This is a genomic window from Dietzia sp. UCD-THP (assembly GCF_000349585.1).
GTDB classification, from domain to species: Bacteria; Actinomycetota; Actinomycetes; order Mycobacteriales; family Mycobacteriaceae; genus Dietzia; species Dietzia natronolimnaea_A.
The window spans coordinates 111,541-133,601 of record NZ_AOSR01000013.1; the positions used below are offsets into that span (position 1 = coordinate 111,541).

Here is a 22,061-nt window from a genome sequence, read left to right on the forward strand (position 1 = left end):
CTGGGGAGTCTAGTCGAGGTGCGAGGTGTCGTTGACCAGGTGCACCGACGTGGGACCGTCGGGGTAGAACCGCACGTCGGACACCGAGGCCAGGTCCAGGTGGAGCCGGAAGAGCAGCTCGTCGCCGGCGTCGAGGGCCGCCCGGATCGCGAGTTTGATGGGGGTGACGTGACTGACCACGGCCACCACCCCGCCCGGGTTCTCGGCGACGATCCGGCGCAGTCCCCGCTCGACCCGGGCGCGGACCACGGCGAAGCTCTCGCCCCCGGGGGGCGGGACGGCGGTGTCCGACATCCAGCGTGAGTGCAGAGCGGGGTCCTGCTCCGCGGCCTCGGTGAAGGTCAGGCCCTCCCACTGCCCGAAATCGGTCTCGATGAGGTCGTCCTCGACCATCAGCGGGACACCCGTCGCCTCGGCGGCCCGCTCGGCCGTCCCCAGACACCGGCGCAGTGGGGAGGAGACGACCGCCGAGAGCCCGGGGAGGCGGGCCAGCCGCTCCGCGGTCCGCTCGGCCTGGAGCACCCCCAACTCGGTGAGGTCGGGATCGCCCTGGCCGGAGTACCGACGGTCCACCGAGAGCGGGGTCTGACCGTGACGGGCGAGCACGATCCGCGTGGGCCTGCCGGCCGCGCCCGTCCAGCCCGGGCCGCCGCTCACGAGTTGGCCGTGCGGACGACGATCACGCCGCACTCCGGGCAGGTCAGGACGTCGTCGGCGGGTGCCGTGCGGAACGCCGACACGGTGGTGCGGTCGAGATCGATCGCGCAGGCCGAGCATCGGCCACCACTGAGGATCGCCGCACCCACTCCCGCCTGCTGCGCACTACGGGTATAGAGGTCGAGCAGGTCGGCGGGGAGGTCCTCCGCCTGGCGGGCCCGCTCGGCGGTCGTGGCGGTGACAGAGTCCTCGAGGTCGGCGAGTGCGGTGTCGCGGACGGTGGTGGCCATCCCGAGGCGGGCGTCCAGGTCGGTGATGATCGCGCCGGAGTGGCGGACGTCGGCGTCAACCGCCTCGTGGCGCTCGGTCAGCTCGGAGAGTTCGGCCTCGAGGTTCTCCTGACGACGGTGGAGCGATCCCAGCTCGTACTCGAGCTCGGTGGCCTGCCTGTCGGACAGGCCTCCGGCGGCCAGCGCCGCGGAGTCGTTCGCGCGACGCCTCCGTACGGCGTCGAGATCCGAGTTCAGCTTGGCGATCGCACGATCCAGGTCCTCCACGTGGATCCGCGCCCGCGCGGCGGACTCCACGGCCGCCCGGCGCTCGGCCTCCAACGTGTCCACGGTCGCCTGCTCCGGGAGGGATCGCCGACGGTGGTCGAGGGAGCCCAGGCGCAGGTCGAGCTCGGCGAGGTCGACGAGTCGACGCTGGAGGGTGGGATCGGCCTTCATGAGGGCCAAGACTACCGCCCGACGCCCGCCGTCCCCGACGCCGCCGTCCACGGATCGGTGCGCAGGTCGCAGACGGTCGCCACCACCCCGACCCCCTCCTCGAGCAACGCCGCGGCCTGCGCACACCAGGGGAACTCGAGTGCCCAGTGCGCCGCGTCCACCAGTGCCGGGCCGCCTTCCCGCAGGTGCTCGTCGACGACGTGGTGACGCAGGTCTCCGGTGAGGTACACGTCCGCCCCGGCCGCGCGGGCCGCCCCCAGCAGCGAGTCACCGGAGCCGCCGCACAGCGCGACCCTCCTGACCTCCGTCTCGGGATCACCGGCGGCCCGGACCCCCCACACGGTCCGGGGCAGTCTGGCGCCGACGAGCGCGGTGAACTCGGCGAGGGTCATGGGTCCGGGCAGGTCGCAGACGCGGCCGAGGCCCGTGTCCTCCGGGCCCGGACCGGGGCCTGCGTGGTTGACCAGCACGTCCATCGCGGTCACCTCGTACGGGTGCGCGGCCGTCACCGCCCGGCGCACCTCGGCCCGCAGTTCGGGGGGCGCCACGAACTCCACCCGCGTCTCGGAGACCCGCTCCGGCTCGCCCACCTGACCCCTCGCGGGGGTGGTCCCGTCGCCGGGCCGGAAGCGACCGGTACCCCGCACGGAGAACGAGCACTCCGTGTACCCGCTCATCCGGCCGGCCCCGGCGGCGAAGACGGCGTGCAGGAGGTCCTCGACGTCGTCGTCGGGCACCGTCACCACCCACCTGTCGACGGTGCCGTCACCAGTCGGGACCAGCGGTCGCCCGGGATCCAGCCCCAGCGTCTCGGCGAGGGCGTCGTTGACTCCGGGCCGCGCGGAGTCGGCGTTGGTGTGCGCGGCGTACAGGGCGCATCCGCCCGCGACCAGGCGGTGCAGCAGCCGACCCTTGGGGGTGTCGGCGGCGATGGAGTGCACCCCGCGCAGCAGGGGCGGGTGATGGACCAGGAGCAGGTCGGCGCCCACGGCGAGCGCGTGGTCGACCACCTCGTCGGTCGCGTCAACGGCCACCACGACCGTCCCGACCTGCGCGGCGGGGTCGCCCGCGACCAGCCCGACACGGTCCCAGGACTCGGCCAACCGGGGCGGGTACGCGTGCTCCAGCAGGTCGATCACATCGGCCAGGGTGGGCCCACCGGTGGTCATCGTCGATCCCCTTCCCGCTCCGCCCGCCAGGCGCGGACGAGTGCGTCCACCATCCTGCCGTCGCGGACCGCCAGGCGCAGGTGGGTGGCGTCGAGCCCGGGGAACGTGTCACCGCGGCGGGTCGCGATCCCCCGTCGCGCCAGTCCCGCGCGGAACGCGGTGGGATCCGCGCCGTCCGGGGTGCGCACCAGGACGAACGGGGCCTCGGGGGGAACGACGACCGTGATCCCTGCGGACTCGAGCGCGGCCACCATCGCCCGACGTTGGGCCACCACCTGCTCGCGCGCGGCCTCCAGCTCGCCGTCCGCCTCCGGACCCAGGCACGCCCGGATCGCCTCGAGCTGCAGCGTGCCCAGGGGCCAGTGCGGCCGGTCAGCGGCGAGGTCAGCCAGGACCGCCGGATCGCCCACGGCGTAACCCACCCGCAGCCCCGCGAGCGCCCACGTCTTGGTCAACGACCGCAACACCACCAGGCCGGGAAGGCGGGCGCCGGCCAGCGTGTGCGCGGACTCGTCGTACACCACGTCGCAGAACGCCTCGTCCACCACCGTCACCCGGCCCGGGCGGCACAGCGCCGCGACGGTCGCCCTGGCGTGCAGGACCGAGGTGGGGTTTGTGGGATTACCGACGACGACGAGGTCCGCCTCCTCGGGAACGAGCGCCGGATCGAGGCCGTACGGCGGAGGCAGGATCACTCTGTGGACCGGCACCCCGGCCCGCCGCAACTCGACCTCGGGCTCCGTGAACGACGGGTGCACCACGGCAGCGCGCAGGCCCCTGCGGGCCGCGTGGTCGGCGAGGAGGTGGAACCCCTCCGAGGCGCCGCCGAGCAACAGCACCGCGTCGGGGTCGACCCCGTGACGGGCCGCGACCGCGGCGGCGGCGGCGTCGCGGTCCTCGGCGGTGGGGTACCGGCCCAGGTCGCCGAGTCGGTCGGCCAACCTCTCCCGCAGCCACGTGGGAGGGCCGTCACCCCGCACGTTGACGGCGAAGTCGACCCCGCCCGGCACCAGCTCGGCGTCGCCGTGGTGTCGCAGCGCCTCCCAGGACGGGCCGTCCGGTTGATGACCAGTCAGGTGTCCGGGCGCGGCGCTCATGCACGGCAGCCTAGGGGGGCTCGGGGCCGGCGGCGACGGGGCGGGTCGCGTGGCGGCGCGGGACGGGTTGCGGCGCGGGTCTGGGAGAATGACCGCATGCCCGACCGCCCTGTCCTGCTCGTCGATCTCGACGGCACCATCACCGACTCCCTGGACGGCATCGCCAAGTCGCTCCGCCACGCGCTGGACACCGTCGGCGCCAGCTGGGACGACTCCCGTGACATCCGCTCCATCGCCGGCCCGCCCATGCCCGACACCCTCGCCTCGCTGGGACTCGAGGGCTCGGAGTTGCAGCGGGCGATGAGCGCGTACCGCGAGCGCTACAGCGACGTGGGGTGGCTCGAGAACGCCGTCTACGAGGGGATGGACGGGCTGCTGACGGGCCTGGCCGGTCAGGGCTTCCGGATGGCCGTGGCGACGAGTAAGGACCAGCGGGCCGCGCGGCGGATCCTGGATCACTTCGGCCTCGACGAGCCCTTCGAGTTCATCGGCGGCGCGGACCTGCGGGTCGGCCGATCAGCCAAGGCCGACGTGATCGCGCATTCGCTGGCCTCGGTGGGGGTGGATCCGGTCCCCGAGGGCGACGGGGGTACCGACGGGGTCCTCATGATCGGCGACCGCGAGCACGACGTGGCCGGGGCCGCCCGCTACGGCATCCCCACCGCGATCGTGCGCTGGGGCTACGGCAGCCCCGAGGAGTGGGCCGATGCCCGCTGGTCCCCGGCGGACACGAGCGAACTGGAGCGGATCATCCATGCCTGGTGAGCACACCGCCCACGTGGTCTTCGTCTGTACCGGAAACATCTGCCGCTCCCCCATGGCCGAGGTCATGGCCCGCGACGCGTTCGCCGGGGCCGGGTTGGGCGACAGGGTCTCCGTTTCGAGCGTGGGGACCGGCGGGTGGCACGTCGGGGACCCGATGGACCCGCGCGCGGCGGCCGAACTGCGGTCCCACGGGTACGACGACTCCCACGTGGCGGCGCAACTGTCCCCCGCCGACCACACGGCCGACCTGGTGGTGGCGCTCGACCGCGGCCACCGCGACCACCTCCTCGATGCCGGGGTCGAGGAGCACCGCATCCGACTCCTGCGGGGTTTCGACCCCGCGGCGGACGGCGGGGACGTGGCTGACCCCTACTACGGGGACGACGACGGCTTCACCCGGACCCGTCTGCAGATCGCCGATGCGCTCCCCGGGTTGGTGGCCGAGGTGCGTGCCCGCCTGAGTTAGCGGGTTTAGGCCCGTACGGGCCCGTTCGGGCTCATTCATGCCGGTCTGGGCTCATTCATGCCGGCCTGGGCCCAGCGGATACCCTGGGGCCATGCGGAGTCTGCGGCGCTTTCTGAGTCCCGGCTGGCTGATCGGCCTGCTCGCCGTGTCGCTGTTCGCCTGGGCGTGCTTCGCGTTGCTCGCCCCGTGGCAACTGGGCAAGAGCGAGGATCTCGATGCCCGCAACGACCGCCTGGCGGAGTCCATCGAGGCCGCCCCGGCACCGTTCGGGCAGGTGGTCGACGGCCCCGAGGCGTTCGCGGACCGCGAATGGCGGTTGGTGACGCTGGACGGCCGGTGGCAGCCCGACGCCGAGGCGCTGTTGCGGCTCCGCGCGGTCGACGGCGAACCGGTCTTCCAGGTGCTGACGGTGTTCGAGCCGGCTGACGGGCCGGAGATCCTGGTCAACCGTGGCTACGTTCCCGTCGGCGAGAACAACACGGTCCCCGACTACGCCGCCGCGCCGGGCGGGCCCGTCGAGATCACCGCACGGATCCGGGCCGCGGAGAGCGGTCAGGCCGAGCCGGTCCTCGTGGACGGGCTCCCGGCCGTGCGTGTCCTGGACCCCGCGGTCCTGGGTGATGCCCTCGACCACACGCTCGTGCCCGCCGGGTATCTCCAGCTCACGGGGGACCAGCCCGGTTCGCTCAGCCCGGTGCCGATCCCGGGGATAGAGAACGGCCCGTACCTGTCCTACGGTCTGCAGTGGCTCGCCTTCGGCGTCCTGGCGCCGCTCGCCCTCGCCTACTTCGCCTGGGCCGAGATCCGGGCGCGTCGTCGCGACGCCGAATCGGACGGGGCGGACAGGGCGGATGGCGTCTCCTCCGCGCCCCCCACGCACGGGGGGGACGACCCCGACGCGGCGGCGTTCAACGCCCGAGAACGCGCCCTCAGAGACCGGTACGGTCACCGGGACGACGCCGAGCAACGACGGGCCCACCGGAGGGCGGACCGTCTCCGGACCTGACCGCGAGGACGACCTGAGCCGCGACGGCTCCGACCGCGGCCGCCACCTGGGTGGCCCGCATGAGCCGGATCGCCCTGCGGATGTCCTCCGGGCGCGGCGCGGGCCCCCGCCCCAGACCCGGGCGCATCTCGACGCCGTAGGGATACGGCGTCCTGCCGCCCAGTCGGACCCCGAGGGCTCCGGCGCACGCTGATTCGATCACCCCCGCATTGGGGCTGGGGTGTGCCCGGGCGTCCCGCCGCCACGTACCCAGGACGGCCCGGGGCGCGCCCCCGACCACGGGGGCGAGCCCCGCGGCGAGAACGGCCGCCAGGCGCGCGGCGGGCCAGCCCAGGACATCGTCGAGCCGCGCGGAGGCCCGACCGAAGTCCACATACCTGGTCGAGCGGTGTCCCACCATCGCGTCGAGGGTGTTTGCGGCCCGGTGCGCGGCGGCACCGGCGGGCCCGGCCACCGCGGCCCAGAACAAGGTCGCCACGGCCGCGTCGGAGGTGTTCTCCGCGACGGACTCGATGACGGCACGGGCTAGATCATCGGAGTCGAGCACGCTCGGATCACGGCCGCACAGCCACGGCAGGAGTTCGCGACTCGCCGGGACGTCCCCCCGCAACAGCAACTCCGCGTGCCGCTCCGCCACCCGGAGCAACGAGGTGCCGCCGAGGCAGGACCAGACGGTGACGGCCGTGACAGCCACCTGCAGGACGGGCCGGCGGGCGGCGAGAGCCTCCGCCGCACCCACGATGGTCGCGGACCCGCCCACGAGCACCACCGTGTAGGCGAGACCCCGGCCGCGGGTGGCGGCGTCCGTTCCGGTCCCGGTGACGCCGGGGCCGTCTGTGGTCGGGTGGAGCACCTGCTCCAGTGCCGAGGCGCACCGCCCGAAGCCCGTCACGGGATGCCAGCGGCCGGGATCCGCGAATGCGGCGTCGGCGGCGAACCCCAGCGCGGTCCCCAGTGCCCGGAGCAGATGTCTGTTCATGAGTGCGCGCGGAGGGAATCGAACCCCCGACCGCTGGTGTGTAAGACCAGAGCTCTAACCGCTGAGCTACGCGCGCGGAAATCGCCGCCTGGATGGTCCCGGACGGTGTGCGACAGAGTATCCCACCCCCCGGGGCGGCGGCCCCGGGGGTGACCTGTCGGAAGACCTTCCCGGAGACCTTCCCGGAGGCCTCCCGGGAGAACCCGGCCCGGACCGACGGACCGGGCATCCTGGTCGTCGCGGACTCGGAGGAACCCTCTGGACAACTGTCCGCCGCCACCGCAGAATCCGATCATGGCACACCTCCGCAGGGCCGTTCGTTCGGCAGTCGCGCTCTCGCTGGCGCTCACCGGCGCGGCCGGGTGCAGCGCCGCCGATCGCGCGGTCATGTCCGCCCCGCCGTGTCCTGACTCGTCGGCGTCACCCACACCTGCCCCGCGGGTGCCGGGACAGGCGGTGTTCCTCGGCGGTCTCGCCGGGAGCACGCTCCCACCCGGCCCGATCCCGGGATGGGAACAGGTCGTCTCGGTGGCCGATGCCGGCCCCGCCCTCGCCGCGGTCCACCCGGATGGCACGGTCTCGGTGGTCGGGGAGGATCACCGGGGACTGCTGGCCGGCACAGTGGCCGGAGACTCACGGACCCAGCGGCCCCGCACGGTGCCGGGCGTACAGGACGCGACGTCCGTCGCCGCCGTGGGCGGGGCGTTCCTGGCGACCCGCTCCGACGGATCCGTCGTCGCGTGGGGCGACGCGTTCATCGCGAGCGGGGGCCGCCGCGACGCCGAGCGGAACCAGGCCACCCCGGGCCCGGTCCCCGACGTCGAGAACGTGATCGAGGTGGCCGCCGGGCAACTCAACGCGCTGGCCCTCCGCTCCGACGGCACGCTCCAGGGGTGGGGAATCAATCTCACCCAGGTCATCGGCGAGCAGGACGGGACCCGGGTGCGCACGATTCGGGACGTCCCCGGCGCCGTCAGCGTGGCCAACCCGGGCGGGGCTGCGGTCATCGCCACCGGCACCGGGGAGGTCTGCGCGTGGGGCAACAACGTCCACGGACTTCTGGGCGTCGAGCCGCGGGGCGGCCAGAGCCCGCGGGCCGTCCGGGTCGACGGTCTGACCGACATCGTGCAGGTGGCCGCCGGCAGCGACTACGCGCTCGCGCGGGATACCGACGGGCGCGTCTGGGCGTGGGGTCGCACCGTCTCCGGAGTTCTCGGGGACGGCGCCGCGGAGGACGCGTCGATCGCGGAGCCCCGCCAGGTGCTGGGTGTACCCCCGATGGACTGGATCGGCGCCGGTGGCACCTCGTCCTTCGGGATCGACCGGAACGGGGGTCTGTGGGCCTGGGGCGGCGGCCACAGGGAGGCGCCGTACGCCGCCGAGGACCGACGTCCCTACCGCGTGCCGTTGCCGGGGCCCGCACAGGCGGTGTCCGGGGCTGTCGCCCTCCTCGGCCCGGACCGGTGACGGACGGCCGATCTACGACAGAACACCGGCGCCGCCGGCACCGGTGTTCCTCACATCGCCCCCGGGGCGCTCCCCCGCTGAACGGGTAGAGAACCCCCCCGGGGGTGGGATCACTTCCGCGGGATGCTGTTCTTCCGCAGCGCCAGACGACTTCCCGCCCAGTCCCCGAGGGCCGCGGTACGCGTCTGGAGCATCCCCGCGGTCTGAGCCGATTCGGCGATGACCGAGGGCTCCACGTGCCCGTCGTTCCCCGTCTTGGGGGTGAGGACCCACACCGAGCCGTCCTCGGCCAGCGGGGTCACGACGTCCATCAGCCTGTCCACCAGGTCACCGTCCCCGGAGCGCCACCAGAGCAGCACGGCGTCGACGATCTCGTCTGTGTCCTCCTCCAGCAGCTCCGACCCGACGGCGTCCTCGACGGCCTCACTGATCGACTCGTCGCAGTCGGAATCCCATCCGACCTCCTGAACGAGCATGTCCTTCGTCAGTTCGAGCTGACCAGCTATCTGATCCGCCCCGTCCTGTTGGTTCGCCGCGGCGACCACCGTGGTGTTCCTCCCTCGTATCCGAGTGTGTTCGTCTTGGTCTTTCGCTGACCAGGAACACTACCCGGGCACCCTCTCAGGGGAAACGACAACCGCCCATTTCGTCGCCCGGACCGCAGCCTCGTGTCCCGCATCACGCTTTGGGGCACAATCAGGGGGAGACAGGGGCCGACGACGGCCCGTGCCCGGCCGACCACGCGATCCAACCCACACCCGCGGTGCGCGCGGTCGACCGGAGACTGCACCCCGACATGTGTGGTGCCCCCACCGGGTCGCCGCTGTACGTATCGCAGAAGTGAGGACGAGACGCATGACCGAGACCGTAGGCACGAGAGATGGTTCCGCACCCACCAATGTGCCGGTCCTCCGCGAGGGGGTCGCGTCCTACCTCGCGGACTCGGACCCCGAGGAAACCCAGGAGTGGATGGACTCACTCGACGGCATGCTCGCGGAGGCAGGCCCCGAGCGGGCCCGCTACCTCATGCTGCGGCTCCTCGAACGCGCGTCCAAGCAGCGCGTACCCCTGCCCGCCCTGACCTCGACGGACTACGTCAACACGATCCCCACCAGTCTCGAACCCGAGTTCCCGGGGGACGAGTCCGTGGAGCGCACCTACCGGCGCTGGATCCGCTGGAACGCCGCGATCATGGTGCACCGGGCCCAGCGTCCCGGCATCGGCGTGGGCGGCCACATCTCCACCTACGCGGGGGCGGCACCGCTCTACGAGGTGGGGTACAACCACTTCTTCCGCGGCAAGGACCACCCCGGCGGCGGGGACCACATTTTCTTCCAGGGGCACGCCTCGCCCGGCATGTACGCACGCGCCTACCTCGAGGGGCGCCTCCGGGAGCACGACCTGGACGGTTTCCGACAGGAGAAGAGCCACCCGGGCCGGTCCCTGCCCTCCTACCCCCATCCACGCTCCCTTCCCGAGTTCTGGGAGTTCCCCACCGTGTCCATGGGGCTCGGCCCCCTGAACGCCATCTATCAGGCGCGGTTCAACCGCTACCTCGCCAACAGGGGGATCAAGGACACCTCGCAACAGCACGTCTGGGCGTTTCTCGGGGACGGGGAGATGGACGAGGTCGAGTCGCGCGGAGCCCTGCAGGTGGCCGCGAACGACGCACTGGACAACGTGACCTTCGTGATCAACTGCAACCTCCAGCGCCTCGACGGCCCGGTCCGCGGGAACGGGCAGATCATCCAGGAGTTGGAGTCGTACTTCAGCGGTGCCGGGTGGAACGTCATCAAGGTGGTGTGGGGACGCGAGTGGGACGCTCTGTTCGAGAAGGACACCGAGGGTGCCCTCGTCTCCCTGATGAACTCCGTCTCCGACGGCGACTACCAGACATTCCGGGCCAACGACGGCGCCTGGATCCGCGAGCACTTCTTCGGCCGCGACCCGCGTACGGCCAAGTTGGTGGAGGACCTGTCCGACGAGGACATCTGGGCCCTACGCCGCGGTGGCCACGACTACCGGAAGATCCACGCCGCGTACAAGGCGGCGCTCGAACACACCGGTCGACCCACGGTGATCCTCGCGCACACCATCAAGGGGTTCGGACTCGGCCAGAACTTCGAGGGCCGCAACGCCACGCACCAGATGAAGAAGCTGACGCTGGACGATCTCAAACAGTTCCGCGACAAGCAGCTCATCCCGATCACCGACGAGGAGCTCGAAGCCGACCCGACGTTGCCGCCCTACTACAACCCCGGGCCCAACTCCCCGGAGATCCGCTACATGCTGGAGCGGCGCAGCGCGTTGGGCGGGCACGTGCCGGAGCGGCGGCAGAGCTTCACCCCGCTCTCTGTGCCGAGCATCGAGTCCTTCGCGTCGTTGCGCAAGGGGTCGGGCAAGCAACCGGTGGCCACCACGATGGCCCTGGTCCGCACCTGCAAGGAGCTCCTGCGCGACGAGTCCCTGCGGGACCGGATCGTCCCCATCATCCCGGACGAGGCCCGGACCTTCGGCATGGACTCGTGGTTCCCGACCCTGAAGATCTACAACCCGCACGGGCAGAACTACACCTCGGTCGACCACGACCTGATGCTGAGTTACAAGGAGTCCACCAGCGGCCAGATCATGCACGAGGGCATCAGTGAGGCGGGGTCGGTCGCCGAGTTCACGGCGGCGGGTACCGCGTACGCGACCCACGGCGAACCCATGATCCCGCTGTACATCTTCTATTCGATGTTCGGCTTCCAGCGCACCGGCGACAGCATCTGGGCCGCCTCGGACCAACTCGCGCGCGGGTTCCTTCTCGGCGCGACCGCCGGCCGTACGACCCTCACCGGGGAGGGACTGCAGCACATGGACGGCCATTCGCCGTTGCTCGCCGCGACCAACCCGGGCATCCTCTCCTACGACCCGGCCTGGGCGTTCGAACTCGTCCACATCATGCGAGCGGGCATCGAGCGGATGTACGGTCCGGCCGCGGCGCACGAGACCGATACCGATGGTGTCGACCACAACGTCTCGTACTACATCACCCTGTACAACGAGCCCGTCCCCCAGCCGCCGGAGCCCGAGGGCCTGGACGTCGACGCACTGCTCCGCGGTCTCTACTGCTTCCGCAAGGCGGAGAAGGGAACGCACGCGGCGTCGATCCTCGCCTCGGGCGTCGCGATGTACGCCGCGGCCGAGGCCCAGAAGGAGCTTGCGGAGAAGTGGGACGTCGCGGCCGACCTCTGGTCGGCCACCTCGTGGAACGAGCTGGCCCGGGACGGTTTCGAGTGTGAGCGTCACGAGCTCCGTCACCCCGACCAGCAGCCCCGCATCCCGTTCGTCACCGCCTCACTCGACTCCAGCAAGGGACCGAAGGTGGCGGTGAGCGACTTCCAGAAGGCGGTGCCGGACCAGATCCGTGGGTGGGTGCCCGGGGATTACACCGTCCTGGGCACCGACGGATTCGGGTTCTCCGACACCCGGCCGGCCGCCCGTCGGTTCTTCAACACCGATGCCGACTCGATCATCGTCGCGGTTCTCGCCGGTCTGGTCCGGGAGGGCAGCATCGACAAGCGCACCCTTCTGGAGGCCGCTCGCCTCTACCGGATCGACGATGTCATGGCGGCGCCCGAGCCCACGACGGATCCCGGCGTGGCGTGACCGAGGTGACCGGGGCCGCGACCGGGGCCTCCGGGGGTGCCACGGAGGCGGCCCCCCCGGGCGCCGAGGCGGGGGCCGGGACAGGAGCGGTGGCCGGGGGCGGGCAGAAGGCCGCGACTCCGTCCCGGCGCCGGTCCTCGCGGGCCCCGGATCAGCGACCGGTCTCGGACGCGCTCCTCAAGCGCATCACCCGGTACTCGGGGACGCTCTCCACGGAAGCGGTCCGGTCCCTGGAGGAGGACCTGCCGTTCTTCGCGGGACTCTCGGCGGACCAGCGGGCGGAGATCCAGCTCATCATCCAGAGCGCGGTGCGTGACTTCGTCACCTGGATGCGCAACCCCGAGGCCCAGCACACAGACACGATCGCCGGGTTCAAGCTGCTGCCCAAGGGCCTCGGTCAGGGACTGTCGCTGCAGGAGACCGTGCAACTCGTCCGTTCCACCTGTGAGTACTTCGAGTTGGTGATGCCGCGGATCACCCACAACGAGCGGCAACGAGGGCTGATGATCGCCGCGGTGCTGAAGTTCGGGCGCGAACTCGGCTTCACGGCGGCCTCCGTCTACGCGGCCGCCGCGGAGAACCGGGGCGCCTGGGACACCCGCATGGAGGCGATGCTGGTGGACGCCGTGGTCCGTGGGGACCGCCACGCCGATCTCGCATCCGGCGCCTCTGCCCTCAACTGGGACCCGACCACCGCGGCGACCGTGATCGTGGGTCGCCCCAGAGCAGACCTGGGGCTGGCGTCGGTGCCCGCCACGCACAAGGCCGCCGTCGCGGCGGGCCGACACGCCCTAGCCGTGGTCCAGGGGGCACGCCTCGTCGTCATCCTGTCCGGGGAACTGGAGTCCGCCTCCGCCGTCCCTGCCTCGGTCCTCGACGCCTTCTCCCCCGACGCCCCCGTGGTCGTCGGACACACCGTCGGTTCACTCGCCGAGGCCCCGGACAGCGCCGCCGAGGCGATCGCCGGCGCCGCGGCCGCGACCGGGTGGCCCGGCGCGCCCCGTCCGGTGGCGGCGATCGACCTGCTGCCGGAACGGGTCCTCGGCGGGGACCGCGGGGCCGCGGTCATGCTCGTGGAGCGGATCGTGACCCCGCTGAGGGGCGCGGATCCGTCGCTGGAGGAGACCCTCCGGGCCTATCTGGACTCGGGCGGCCACGTCGAGGCGTGTGCCCGCGAGTTGTATGTCCATCCCAACACCGTGAGGTATCGACTCAAACGAGTGAGCCAGATCACGGAGTTCGACCCCTTGGACGCGAGAGAGGCATTTGTCCTCCGTATCGCCCTCGTGCTCGGCAAGTTCACCGAACGACGCCCTCAGGAGAGCTAAACATTCACTCTCGTCACACCGTGTAACGAAACCGCTGCTGCGACAGATGTCAGCGCACTCAACACCGATTTTGTGGGAACCCCACAAAATCCCGCCGTGGTTTCTGGCTACGAGAACATCATCCGACAGAGGGCATCACGTGTTGTCTGATACTCGTGCTTTGCCTCACCGCCCCAGGACAAGGGTCCCAGAAAGCCGGAATGCTCGCGCCGTGGCTCGAGCTCCCCGGCGCGTCGGACCGTCTCGACGAGTGGTCCGCCTCGAGCGGACTCGATCTCGAGCGCCTCGGCACCACGGCGACCCTGCAGGAGATCACCGACACCGCGGTCACCCAACCATTGGTGGTCGCCTCCGCACTGCTCGGCGCCGCGGAGCTCCGTCGGCGGGGCCGGGTCCCTGCAGACACCATCATCTCCGGACACTCCATCGGCGAGGTCGCGGCGCTCGCGATCGCCGGGGTGGTCTCCGAGGCCGACGCCCTCCGCCTGGCTTCGGTCCGCGGCGCCGCGATGTCGAAGGCGTGCGCCGACCGCCCCACGGGGATGATCGCCGTGCTCGGTGGGGTGGAAGCCGACGTCCTGCTGGCCCTCGAGAACGCCGGTCTGGAACCGGCGAACCGGAACGGCGCCGGGCAGATCGTCGCCGCCGGCCCCCTCGAAGCGTGCGATGCTCTCGAACAGAACCCCCCGATCCGCGCCCGCCTGCGGCGCCTCGACGTCGCCGGGGCGTTCCACACCGGTCACATGGGGTCGGCCGTGGAGGAGTTCCGCGCACACGCGGACACGATCGAGGTCCGCGACCCGGAGTTCACTCTGCTCTCCAACTCCGACGGCAGGGTCGTCACCTCGGGCAGGGACGCCCTGGACCGCGTGATCTCCCAGATCACCCATCCCGTCCGCTGGGACCTGTGCACGCAGACCATGCTCAAGCTCGGCGTCGACGCCTTCATCGAGCTCCCGCCGTCCGGTGCGCTCGTCGGCCTGGCCAAGCGGATGATGCGCGAAGTGCCCCGCCACGGCGTGACCACGCCCGAGGACCTCGAGGACGCGCTCGACGCCGTCCCGGCTCTCAGCGGCGCCTAGACCACCCCCACGAACCCGCGGTCACCGGCCTGGTCCGGTGGCCGTGTCACGACGACCACGTCGCACCCGGCCGGGTGCGACGACACCACCAGAAAGGACACCACATGGCACGCACCGAGGCCGAGATCATCTCCGGACTTGCGGAGATCGTCGAGGAGGTCACCGGGATCGAGCCCTCCGAGGTGACGCCGGAGAAGTCCTTCGTGGACGATCTGGACATCGATTCCCTGTCCATGGTGGAGATCGCCGTGCAGACGGAGGATCGCTACGGGGTGGAGATCCCGGACGAGGATCTCGCCAAGTTGCGTACTGTGCAGGATGCGGTCGACTACATCCGGAAAATCGACCAGAGCTGACACCACGTCGCGGAGCACGGGGCGGGGGCGCATTCAGGGCCGAAGGTGCGGTCGGTGCACCAGACGAGCCCGCGTCCCCTCCCCGTATCCGGGACCCGACACACCAGAACACTCCGCGTCATGCGGGGTGACGGGCGGACGGCGCGATCAGGGACGGGGGTCCCCGATCGTTCGCCTCCCCCACACCAGCCAGTCCGGGGGTCCATCAGGAGCGCACCCTCCCAACCGGGAGATGCGCCACGGAAAGGACTGCATTCGATGACCATCACCAGCGCCGTGGACCAGACCACTCAGATTGACCCGCGCGACCCCGTCGCACGGCTCGAGACTCTCTTCGATCCTGCATCGCTCGAGTTCCTCACGGAGCCAGACGCCTCGGGCGCACTCGCCGCCCGGGGACTGATCGACGGCGAAGCCACGATCGCCTACGCCACCGATGCCACCGTCATGGGTGGGGCGATGGGCCTGGACGGCTGCCGCCACATCGTCCACGCGATCGACACCGCCATCGACGAGCACCTGCCCGTCGTGGGCGTGTGGCACTCGGGCGGAGCCCGTCTCGCCGAGGGCGTCGAGGCCCTCCACGCCGTGGGCCTCGTCTTCGAGGCCATGGTGCGCGCGTCGGGCCACGTGCCGCAGATCTCGGTCGTGCTCGGCCCCGCCGCGGGCGGTGCCGCATACGGCCCCGCGCTCACGGACGTCGTGATCATGGCGCCGGCGGGCAAGATCTTCGTCACCGGCCCCGACGTGGTCCGCTCCGTCACCGGGGAACAGGTCGACATGGAGGGACTCGGCGGCCAGGACGTCCACCACCGCAAGTCCGGTGTGTGCCACATCGCCGCCACGGACGAGAAGGACGCGCTTCACCGCGCACGTCGGCTGGTGACCCTGCTGTCCGCCCAGGGAGAGTTCGACCTGCGCGCACTCGAGGGCGACCACACGGACCTCGCGGGGCTCCTCCCGGACTCTCCCAAGCGGGCCTACGACGTCCGTCCCCTCGTCCACGGCATCCTCGACTCGTCCGAGCTGGACGGGAGCACGACCTTCGAGGAACTCCAGGCCAAGTGGGCACCCAGCATCGTGGTGGGCTTCGGCAGGATGTCGGGCCGCACGGTCGGGGTGATCGCCAACAACCCGCTCCGCCTGGGCGGCTGCCTCAACTCCGAGTCCGCCGAGAAGGCCTCGCGGTTCGTCCGCCTGTGCAACGCGTTCGGTGTCCCTCTGCTCGTCGTCGTCGATGTCCCGGGGTATCTTCCGGGGGTCTCACAGGAATGGGACGGCGTCGTCCGCCGCGGCGCCAAGCTGCTGCACGCCTTCGCAGAGGCATCCGTCGCCCGCGTCACGCTGGTCACCCGCAAGATCTACGGCGGTGCGTACATCGCCATGAACTCGCGCGCTCTCGGCGCCTCCGCCGTGTTCGCGTGGCCGGATGCGGAGGTCGCGGTCATGGGCGCCAAGGCGGCGGTGGGCATCCTCCACAAGCGCACACTCGCCGCGGCGCCCGAGGACGAGCGTGAAGCTCTGCACGAGCGACTGGCCGACGAGCACGCCGCGATCGCCGGCGGCGTGGGCAGGGCGGTCTCGATCGGCGTGGTCGACGAGGTCATCGAGCCCACGGACACCCGTCGCCGCCTCGCCGAGGCACTGGACGCCGCCTCTCACGTGCGGGGCCGGCACAAGAACATCCCGCTGTGACCTGATCCCGCAGTGACCTGGAGGCCCTCCGCCGGCACGACTGGGGGCACCGGACACGTGAACGCCCGCACCCCGAGAGGGTGCGGGCGTTCATGGTTCGGTCGGGAGTCGGCCCGGTACGGCCAGGAGCCGGCGCGGGCCGGGGGCGGAGGTCAGCCCACGCGGGAGAGCCAGGTGACCTCGGCCGCGGCGGGGTGCCCACGGAGTGGCTCGAGGGCGCGGTCCCACGCGGTCCCGAGTTCGGCGTCCACCGCGGAATGGAAGGCGGCGGGGCCGGCGGCCATGAGATGCCGGAGCCGGTTCTCGCCGATCACCACGTCACCGCTCGCGCCGGTCTGGCCGCGCCACATCCCGAGTTCGGGGGTGTGGGAGAAGCGTTCGCCGTCGACGAGGTCGCTCGGGTCCTCGGTGACCTCGAAGGCCAGCATCGACCACTTGGCCAACGAGTCGGCCAGGCGCGCACCGGTGCCGACCGGACCGATCCAGTCGACGATCGCCTTGCGGGCGCCCGGCTGGGCCGGCTGGTCCTCCCACCGCATAGCTGAGGACGCGTCGAGCGTGCTCGCGAGAGCCCACTCGACGTGAGGGCACAACGCGGTAGGCGCGGCGTGGATGAACACCACACCTGTCGTCGTATCCGCGAAATGGTTCAGATCAGACATCGCTTCACTCCCGACTCACTGAGGGACGTCTTCCCCAACGACCTCGCGTAATCGTGTGAACGATGATTCGTATGTGGTTGTAGTAAACAACTGTGCCTCAAGTGGTGGAATTACACCAGCGACACTTCTGCATTCTCAGCAAAGTTACAGCACCGTAATCCCGCCGGTGTGAGTCCCCGGCGGCGTGTCGGGAACCCCGGCGGCGTGTCGGGAACACTGAGGAACACTGAGGAACACTGAGGCGATCAGCCTCCGAGTGAATCCTCCGGACGACTGCGCCGGGTCGCGGCGTCCACCACGCGGTCCGACAGCTGCGGCCACAGCGGCTTGGCCCAGTCCCCGAAGTCGCGGTCGGTCAACACGACCAGGGCCGTCTGGATCTCCGGCTGCACCCACAGCAGCGTGCCGGACTGCCCGAAGTGTCCGAAGGTCCCGGGAGAGTTGTGCTGGCCCGTCCAATGGGGGTACTTGGCGTCGCGGAGCTCGAACCCCAGGCCCCACGGGCACGGCTTGTGCATGCCGTACCCGGGCACGACGCCGTCGAGGCCGCGGAACTGCTCGGTCACCGCCTCCTCCAGGGTCTCGGGCGCGAGGAGCGTCGGGGCGACGAGTTCGGTCGCGAAGGAGATCAGGTCGGCGAGGCTGGCCGACGCTCCGTGCCCGGCCGATCCCTCGAGCGCCGTCGACCCCATCCCGAGCGGCTGACAGACGGCCTCGGTGAGGTAGTCGGTGAACGCGATCCCGGTGGCCTCCGCGATGTGGTCGGCGAGGACCTCGAAGCCCGCCGAGGAGTAGATGCGTCGCTCCCCCGGCCGGGCGCGGACCTTCTCGCGATCACTGAAGTCCAGTCCCGAGGCGTGGGCCAGCAGGTGGCGGACGGTCGCCCCCTCGGGACCGGCGGCCTCGTCGAGTGAGATCGCCTCCTCCTCGACCGCGAGCAGTGCCGCCACCGCCACGATCGGCTTGGTCACCGAGGCGAGCCGGTAGACGCGGGTGTCGTCGCCGCGCACGGCCAGGGCCCCCTCCGGGCCGACGACCGCCGCCGAGACGTGGTCCACCGGCCAGTCCTCGACCACGGCCAACGCCGCATCCAACCGGTCTCGATCGAACTCGTCCGACATGTGATCCTCCCGGGTGATGGCAGATCGGGCCGCCGCCGGCCGGATCGTCTACAGCTGCGGGGTCAGTGTGTCAGCTCCGCCGCCCCGTCCGCGGTCACGTCCGCGGCACGTCGCGCCGACGGAACCCGACCACCCCCGCGGCCACGAGGGCCACCGCCAGGACCACCAGCACCGTGACCCCCATCGTGTCGACCGGTCCGACGGGTGCCCGACCCACCGCCCCGAACGGTGACAGGCGCATCTGGGACTCGGTGAGCCGGAGGGTGGGACCCATGAACGTGACGACGGCCGAGACGGCGAACACCGCCCAGGCCAGCGCCTGAGCGCGCGGCAGCAGTCCGAACAGGGCGACCGACAGGCCGACGAACACCATCACGGCGGGCACCTGCCAGGATCCGGCCGCGACGATCCGACCCACCGAATCCGGGTCGTCGAGGGCGACGGCAGTGGCCAGGGCGAACGCCGCGGACCCCGCCACGACGACGACTGCGGCTCCCGCGGCCACGACCGCGGTGTGCAGGGCGAGCGCCGACCACCTCGAGCGCCCGGCCGCGAGTTCGAGCTCCAACCGCCCCGAGGTCTCCTCACCCCGCAGTCCGCCGAGGGTCTGCAGGGCGAATCCCGCGCCGAGGATGCCGACGAACACCACGAGCATCTGCACGAGTGAATCGACGAGTGCCGGGGACGCGACGAGGAAGTCCGCGAGGGCGGGGTTGGACATGATCGCCTCGACGACGACGTTCATCAGGGCGCCGTACATGGTCATGAGTGCCACGACCCCGAGAGTCCACCCGATGAGCGCGCCGAGGTGCTGGTGGACCGCCACGCCGAGCTCGGACGCCCGCCACCTCGACGCCGAGGCGGGCCCCGTGCGGGCGGGCACCAACCCCTCCCCGAGATCGCGGCGTCCGGAGAGCCACAGGGCGGTGCCGGACAGGAGCGCTGCCGCCCCCACGGCCACGACCAGCGGCAGGGCAGAGGGATCATCGAACGGGCGGACCAGTCCGAGCCACCCCAGTGGCGATTTCCAGCTCACCCAGTTCTCGTTGGTGTCCCCGATTCCCCGCAGCACCAGCGTGAGGCCGGCCAGTGTGAGGCCGGCCGCCCAGACGGTGCGGTTGTGGGCCACCGCCTGCGCGAGCACCGCCGTGGCCGCGGCGTACACCCACCCGGTGGCGACGATCGAGGCGGCGTAGAACGCGGCACCGGTCCGGTCGACCGGGATGGCCAGCGTCGACGCCCAGATCCCGGCGCCGAGGAGCAGGAAGACCCCGGCGACGACGACGAGGGTTGCCGTGACCGGGGCGAGCCGACCGGTCCTGGCGGACAGCAGGAGTTCCGTCCTGCCGGTCTCCTCCTCCCGGCGGGTGGACCGGGCGGTCAGGGCGATCGCCATGATCGGGATCGCGAACGAGGCGATGAACGCGAACTCGTTCATCATGACCCCGCCCAGGGTGTCGAGTCCGGCCACCCGGCCGTTGAGCATCACCATCGCCTCGCCGAGGGAGGCCGAATAGGTGGCGAGCTTCTCCGGGGTGTCGTACAGCGCCGCGACCGAGACCCCGGTGACGAGGTACAGCGCGACCAGCCCGAGGACCCACGCGGCCGCGGACCGCCACCCCGTCCGCAGGTCGATCCGCACCAGCAGGCCGGTGCCGGCCAGCGCGGAGCTCACCGTGGCCCGCCGGCGGTCGTGCCCGCATCCGCAGGACCCTCGGCAGATCCCCCGGCAGATCCCTCCGCTGCCCCCGCGCCCGAGTAGGCGCTGAGGAAGAGGTCGTCCAGGCTCGGCGGGGTGGCGGTGAGGGTGTGGATCCCGGCCGCGTGCAGGATCCCCGTCACCTCCCCGAGCCGCTGGGCCGGCACGTGGCAACGGACATCGAACCGCCCGTCCCCGGAGCGCTCGTACCGGAGACCGTCGACCCCGCCGACAGCCTCCAGTGCGCGGGGGTCGGTGTCGGTGACGGCGTGGACCTCCGTGGTGGTGTGGCGACGCAGCTCGCCCAGGGTGCCCGAGCTGATCGTGCGGCCGTCGCGGATGATGCTCACGCGATCCGCCAGTGCTTCGACCTCGCCCATGATGTGGCTGGAGAGCAACACGGTGGAACCGCCGTCGACTGCGTCCCGGACACAATCCTGGAACGCCCTCTCCATCAGCGGGTCGAGACCGGAGGTGGGCTCGTCCAACACGAGCAGTTCGGCTCCGGACGCCAGGGCCGCGATGAGCGCGACCTTCTGCCGGTTGCCCTTCGAGTAGTCGCGGGTGCGTTTGGTCGGGTCCAGGCGGAAGCGGTCGATCAACTCCGCGCGGCGTGCCGGGTCCAGTCCCCCCAGCGCTCGACCCAGGATGTCGATGCACTGGCCCCCGGTCAGCCGCGGCCACAGCGTCACCTCCCCCGGGACGTACGCCAACCTGGAGTGCAGATCGACCGCGTCCCGCCACGGATCGCGCCCGAACAGGGTCGCCCGACCCGAGTCGGACCGCATGAGGCCCAACAGGATCCTGATGGTGGTGGACTTTCCGGAGCCATTGGGGCCCAGGAAGCCGTGGACCTCGCCGCGCCGCACCTGAAGATCCAGGCCGTCGAGCGCCCGGGTGGTGCCGAACGTCTTGACCAGGCCCTCGACGTGCACCACCGGGTCCGAATCTGAACGCATGACCAGTCCCTTCGTCGAATCCTCTCGATCATCCTCTCCATCCTCGGCACAATGTGGCAATGCGCTCACCGATGTCCGGACACAGGACCTTCCGCCCCTCGATCACCGACCGCCTCACCAAGGCCGTCATGACCGCCTCGGGCTCGGTGCCCGCTCCGGTGATCCAACTGGCCGGTGGCGCTCCCAGACGAATCGACGGCCAGGTGCTGGACCCGCACTTCCAGGCGGGGGTCCGCGTGATGTCCCTGCTGTCCGAGGGCGAGTACGAGGACATGCCGCTCGAGAAGGCGCGCGAGACCGTCGAGCGGTCGGCGTACACCGTCTCGGGTAACCGGATCGAGCTCGCCGTCGTCAAGGACCTCGTTCTGCCGCTCGCCGGCACCGACCGTCCCGACGACGAGACCGCCCGCGCCGACCTCCCCGCCCGGCTGTACTCCCCCGTCCACGGCGACGACCCTCTGCCGATGCTGGTGTTCTTCCACGGTGGCGGGTGGGTGCTCGGGAGCATCGACTCGCACGACGCGACCTGCAGGTACATCGCCCGCATGGGTGGCCTCAAGGTGCTCAGCGTGGACTACCGCCTGGCCCCCGAGTTCCTCTTTCCCACGGCAGCCGAGGACGCCGTGGCCTCGTTCCGCTACGTGCGGGACAACGCCGAGTCCCTCGGGGTGGACCCCACGCGCATCGCGGTGGGTGGGGACAGCGCGGGCGGCAACCTGGCGGCGGTGGTGTGTCAGCAGACCCGCGATGCGGGCGAGAAGACCCCCGACTTCCAACTGTTGTTCGTCCCCGCGACCAACATGTCGGCGCGCACCCGCTCGTTCGAGTTGTTCGGCGAGGGCTTCTTCCTCACCGGGAAGAACATGGACTTCTACGAGAACACCTACCTGCGCTCGGACGACGACCGTCTCGACCCGCGCGCCTCCCCCCTGCTGGCCGAGGACTTCTCCGGCCTGCCCCCGGCGCACGTCGCGACCGGCGGCTTCGATCCACTGCGCGACGAGGGCGAGGCGTACGCACGGAAGATGGCCGACGCCGGGGTCACGGTCTCGCTGCGTCGCCACTCGACGATGGTCCACCCGTTCGTCAACGCCGTCGGTGCCACCCCACTCGCCCGCGCCGCGCTGTCGGAAGCGGTGGGTGCGCTGCGGATGGGTCTTGCGTACTGATCGGC

General features: G+C 71.3%; 19 protein-coding genes, 1 tRNA gene and 1 pseudogene. 10 read left to right on the forward strand and 11 right to left on the reverse strand.

Features of this window, described 5'->3' with window-relative positions; all coding sequences use genetic code 11:
- Nucleotides 1–9 precede the first annotated feature (9 nt).
- The 4 genes and pseudogenes from H483_RS22960 to cobC all read right to left on the reverse strand — a co-directional run.
- Nucleotides 10–645: pseudogene (locus H483_RS22960) on the reverse strand (histidine phosphatase family protein); the annotation flags it as partial.
- Nucleotides 646–653: 8 nt separating this feature from the next.
- Nucleotides 654–1,385 (reverse strand): zinc ribbon domain-containing protein, encoded by a 732-nt coding sequence (locus H483_RS22965; RefSeq protein ID WP_031264491.1) that lies wholly within the window; start codon nucleotides 1,383–1,385, stop codon nucleotides 654–656.
- 11 nt (nucleotides 1,386–1,396) lie between these two features.
- A complete protein-coding gene (locus H483_RS22970) occupies nucleotides 1,397–2,554 on the reverse strand; it encodes a Nif3-like dinuclear metal center hexameric protein (RefSeq protein ID WP_017835604.1) in 1,158 nt (385 codons plus the stop codon).
- A complete protein-coding gene (gene cobC, locus H483_RS22975; protein WP_017835605.1) occupies nucleotides 2,551–3,651 on the reverse strand; it encodes an Rv2231c family pyridoxal phosphate-dependent protein CobC in 1,101 nt (366 codons plus the stop codon). The genes H483_RS22970 and cobC overlap by 4 nt, the downstream gene beginning before the upstream one ends.
- A 96-nt stretch (nucleotides 3,652–3,747) precedes the next feature.
- On the opposite strand from cobC, the gene H483_RS22980 reads away from it, so the two are divergent.
- The 3 genes from H483_RS22980 to H483_RS22990 all read left to right on the forward strand — a co-directional run bounded on the left by H483_RS22980 (nucleotide 3,748) and on the right by H483_RS22990 (nucleotide 5,888).
- Nucleotides 3,748–4,416 (forward strand): HAD hydrolase-like protein, encoded by a 669-nt coding sequence (locus H483_RS22980; protein WP_017835606.1) that lies wholly within the window; start codon nucleotides 3,748–3,750, stop codon nucleotides 4,414–4,416.
- Nucleotides 4,406–4,882 carry a low molecular weight protein-tyrosine-phosphatase gene (locus H483_RS22985; RefSeq protein WP_017835607.1) on the forward strand — a complete coding sequence of 159 codons (477 nt, stop codon included), beginning with the start codon at nucleotides 4,406–4,408 and terminating at the stop codon, nucleotides 4,880–4,882. Before H483_RS22980 ends, H483_RS22985 begins: the two co-directional genes overlap by 11 nt.
- A gap of 91 nt (nucleotides 4,883–4,973) precedes the next feature.
- On the forward strand, nucleotides 4,974–5,888 hold the full coding sequence (locus tag H483_RS22990) for an SURF1 family protein (RefSeq protein WP_017835608.1): 915 nt from the start codon (nucleotides 4,974–4,976) through the stop codon (nucleotides 5,886–5,888).
- Here H483_RS22990 and H483_RS22995 read toward each other — a convergent pair.
- Together H483_RS22995 and H483_RS23000 are read right to left on the reverse strand one after the other, a co-directional pair.
- Nucleotides 5,812–6,867, reverse strand: a complete 1,056-nt coding sequence (locus H483_RS22995) for a CobD/CbiB family cobalamin biosynthesis protein (protein ID WP_042328841.1) — start codon at nucleotides 6,865–6,867, stop codon at nucleotides 5,812–5,814. The genes H483_RS22990 and H483_RS22995 overlap by 77 nt on opposite strands.
- 3 nt (nucleotides 6,868–6,870) lie before the next feature.
- Nucleotides 6,871–6,943 (reverse strand) — tRNA-Val (locus H483_RS23000).
- Nucleotides 6,944–7,161: 218 nt separating this feature from the next.
- Here H483_RS23000 and H483_RS23005 point away from each other — a divergent pair.
- The gene (locus H483_RS23005; RefSeq protein WP_017835609.1) at nucleotides 7,162–8,334 is read left to right on the forward strand and encodes a hypothetical protein; all 1,173 of its coding nucleotides are present in this window, start codon (nucleotides 7,162–7,164) and stop codon (nucleotides 8,332–8,334) included.
- 110 nt (nucleotides 8,335–8,444) lie between these two features.
- On the opposite strand, the gene H483_RS23010 is transcribed toward H483_RS23005, so the two are convergent.
- Nucleotides 8,445–8,879: a DUF3052 domain-containing protein gene (locus tag H483_RS23010; protein ID WP_017835610.1), complete on the reverse strand. Its 435-nt coding sequence runs from the start codon at nucleotides 8,877–8,879 to the stop codon at nucleotides 8,445–8,447.
- Between the two features lie 310 nt (nucleotides 8,880–9,189).
- Between H483_RS23010 and aceE the strand changes: the two genes are divergently transcribed.
- From aceE to H483_RS23035, 5 genes are all read left to right on the forward strand, one after another.
- A complete protein-coding gene (gene aceE, locus H483_RS23015) occupies nucleotides 9,190–11,985 on the forward strand; it encodes a pyruvate dehydrogenase (acetyl-transferring), homodimeric type (RefSeq protein WP_017835611.1) in 2,796 nt (931 codons plus the stop codon).
- Nucleotides 11,982–13,313, forward strand: coding sequence for a CdaR family transcriptional regulator (locus H483_RS23020; protein ID WP_017835612.1), 1,332 nt, complete (start codon nucleotides 11,982–11,984; stop codon nucleotides 13,311–13,313). Before aceE ends, H483_RS23020 begins: the two co-directional genes overlap by 4 nt.
- 155 nt (nucleotides 13,314–13,468) lie before the next feature.
- Nucleotides 13,469–14,395, forward strand: coding sequence for an ACP S-malonyltransferase (locus H483_RS23025; RefSeq protein ID WP_081615076.1), 927 nt, complete (start codon nucleotides 13,469–13,471; stop codon nucleotides 14,393–14,395).
- Nucleotides 14,396–14,499: 104 nt separating this feature from the next.
- Entirely contained in the window at nucleotides 14,500–14,751 is a 252-nt protein-coding gene (gene acpM / locus H483_RS23030) for a meromycolate extension acyl carrier protein AcpM (protein WP_017835615.1), read from the forward strand.
- 258 nt (nucleotides 14,752–15,009) lie between these two features.
- The gene (locus H483_RS23035) at nucleotides 15,010–16,446 is read left to right on the forward strand and encodes an acyl-CoA carboxylase subunit beta (protein ID WP_017835616.1); all 1,437 of its coding nucleotides are present in this window, start codon (nucleotides 15,010–15,012) and stop codon (nucleotides 16,444–16,446) included.
- A 152-nt stretch (nucleotides 16,447–16,598) separates the two neighbouring features.
- Here the strand turns inward: H483_RS23035 and H483_RS23040 are convergent, their stop codons facing one another.
- From H483_RS23040 to H483_RS23055, 4 genes are all read right to left on the reverse strand, one after another.
- Complete coding sequence (locus H483_RS23040; protein ID WP_031264494.1) at nucleotides 16,599–17,108, reverse strand: DUF3145 domain-containing protein; 510 nt, start codon at nucleotides 17,106–17,108, stop codon at nucleotides 16,599–16,601.
- 245 nt (nucleotides 17,109–17,353) lie between these two features.
- Entirely contained in the window at nucleotides 17,354–18,229 is an 876-nt protein-coding gene (locus H483_RS23045) for a serine hydrolase (RefSeq protein WP_017835618.1), read from the reverse strand.
- Between the two features lie 94 nt (nucleotides 18,230–18,323).
- Entirely contained in the window at nucleotides 18,324–19,904 is a 1,581-nt protein-coding gene (locus H483_RS23050) for an ABC transporter permease (RefSeq protein WP_017835619.1), read from the reverse strand.
- Nucleotides 19,901–20,887, reverse strand: a complete 987-nt coding sequence (locus H483_RS23055) for an ABC transporter ATP-binding protein (protein WP_017835620.1) — start codon at nucleotides 20,885–20,887, stop codon at nucleotides 19,901–19,903. Before H483_RS23055 ends, H483_RS23050 begins: the two co-directional genes overlap by 4 nt.
- 59 nt (nucleotides 20,888–20,946) lie before the next feature.
- On the opposite strand from H483_RS23055, the gene H483_RS23060 reads away from it, so the two are divergent.
- On the forward strand, nucleotides 20,947–22,056 hold the full coding sequence (locus H483_RS23060; protein WP_017835621.1) for an alpha/beta hydrolase: 1,110 nt from the start codon (nucleotides 20,947–20,949) through the stop codon (nucleotides 22,054–22,056).
- Nucleotides 22,057–22,061 lie beyond the last annotated feature (5 nt).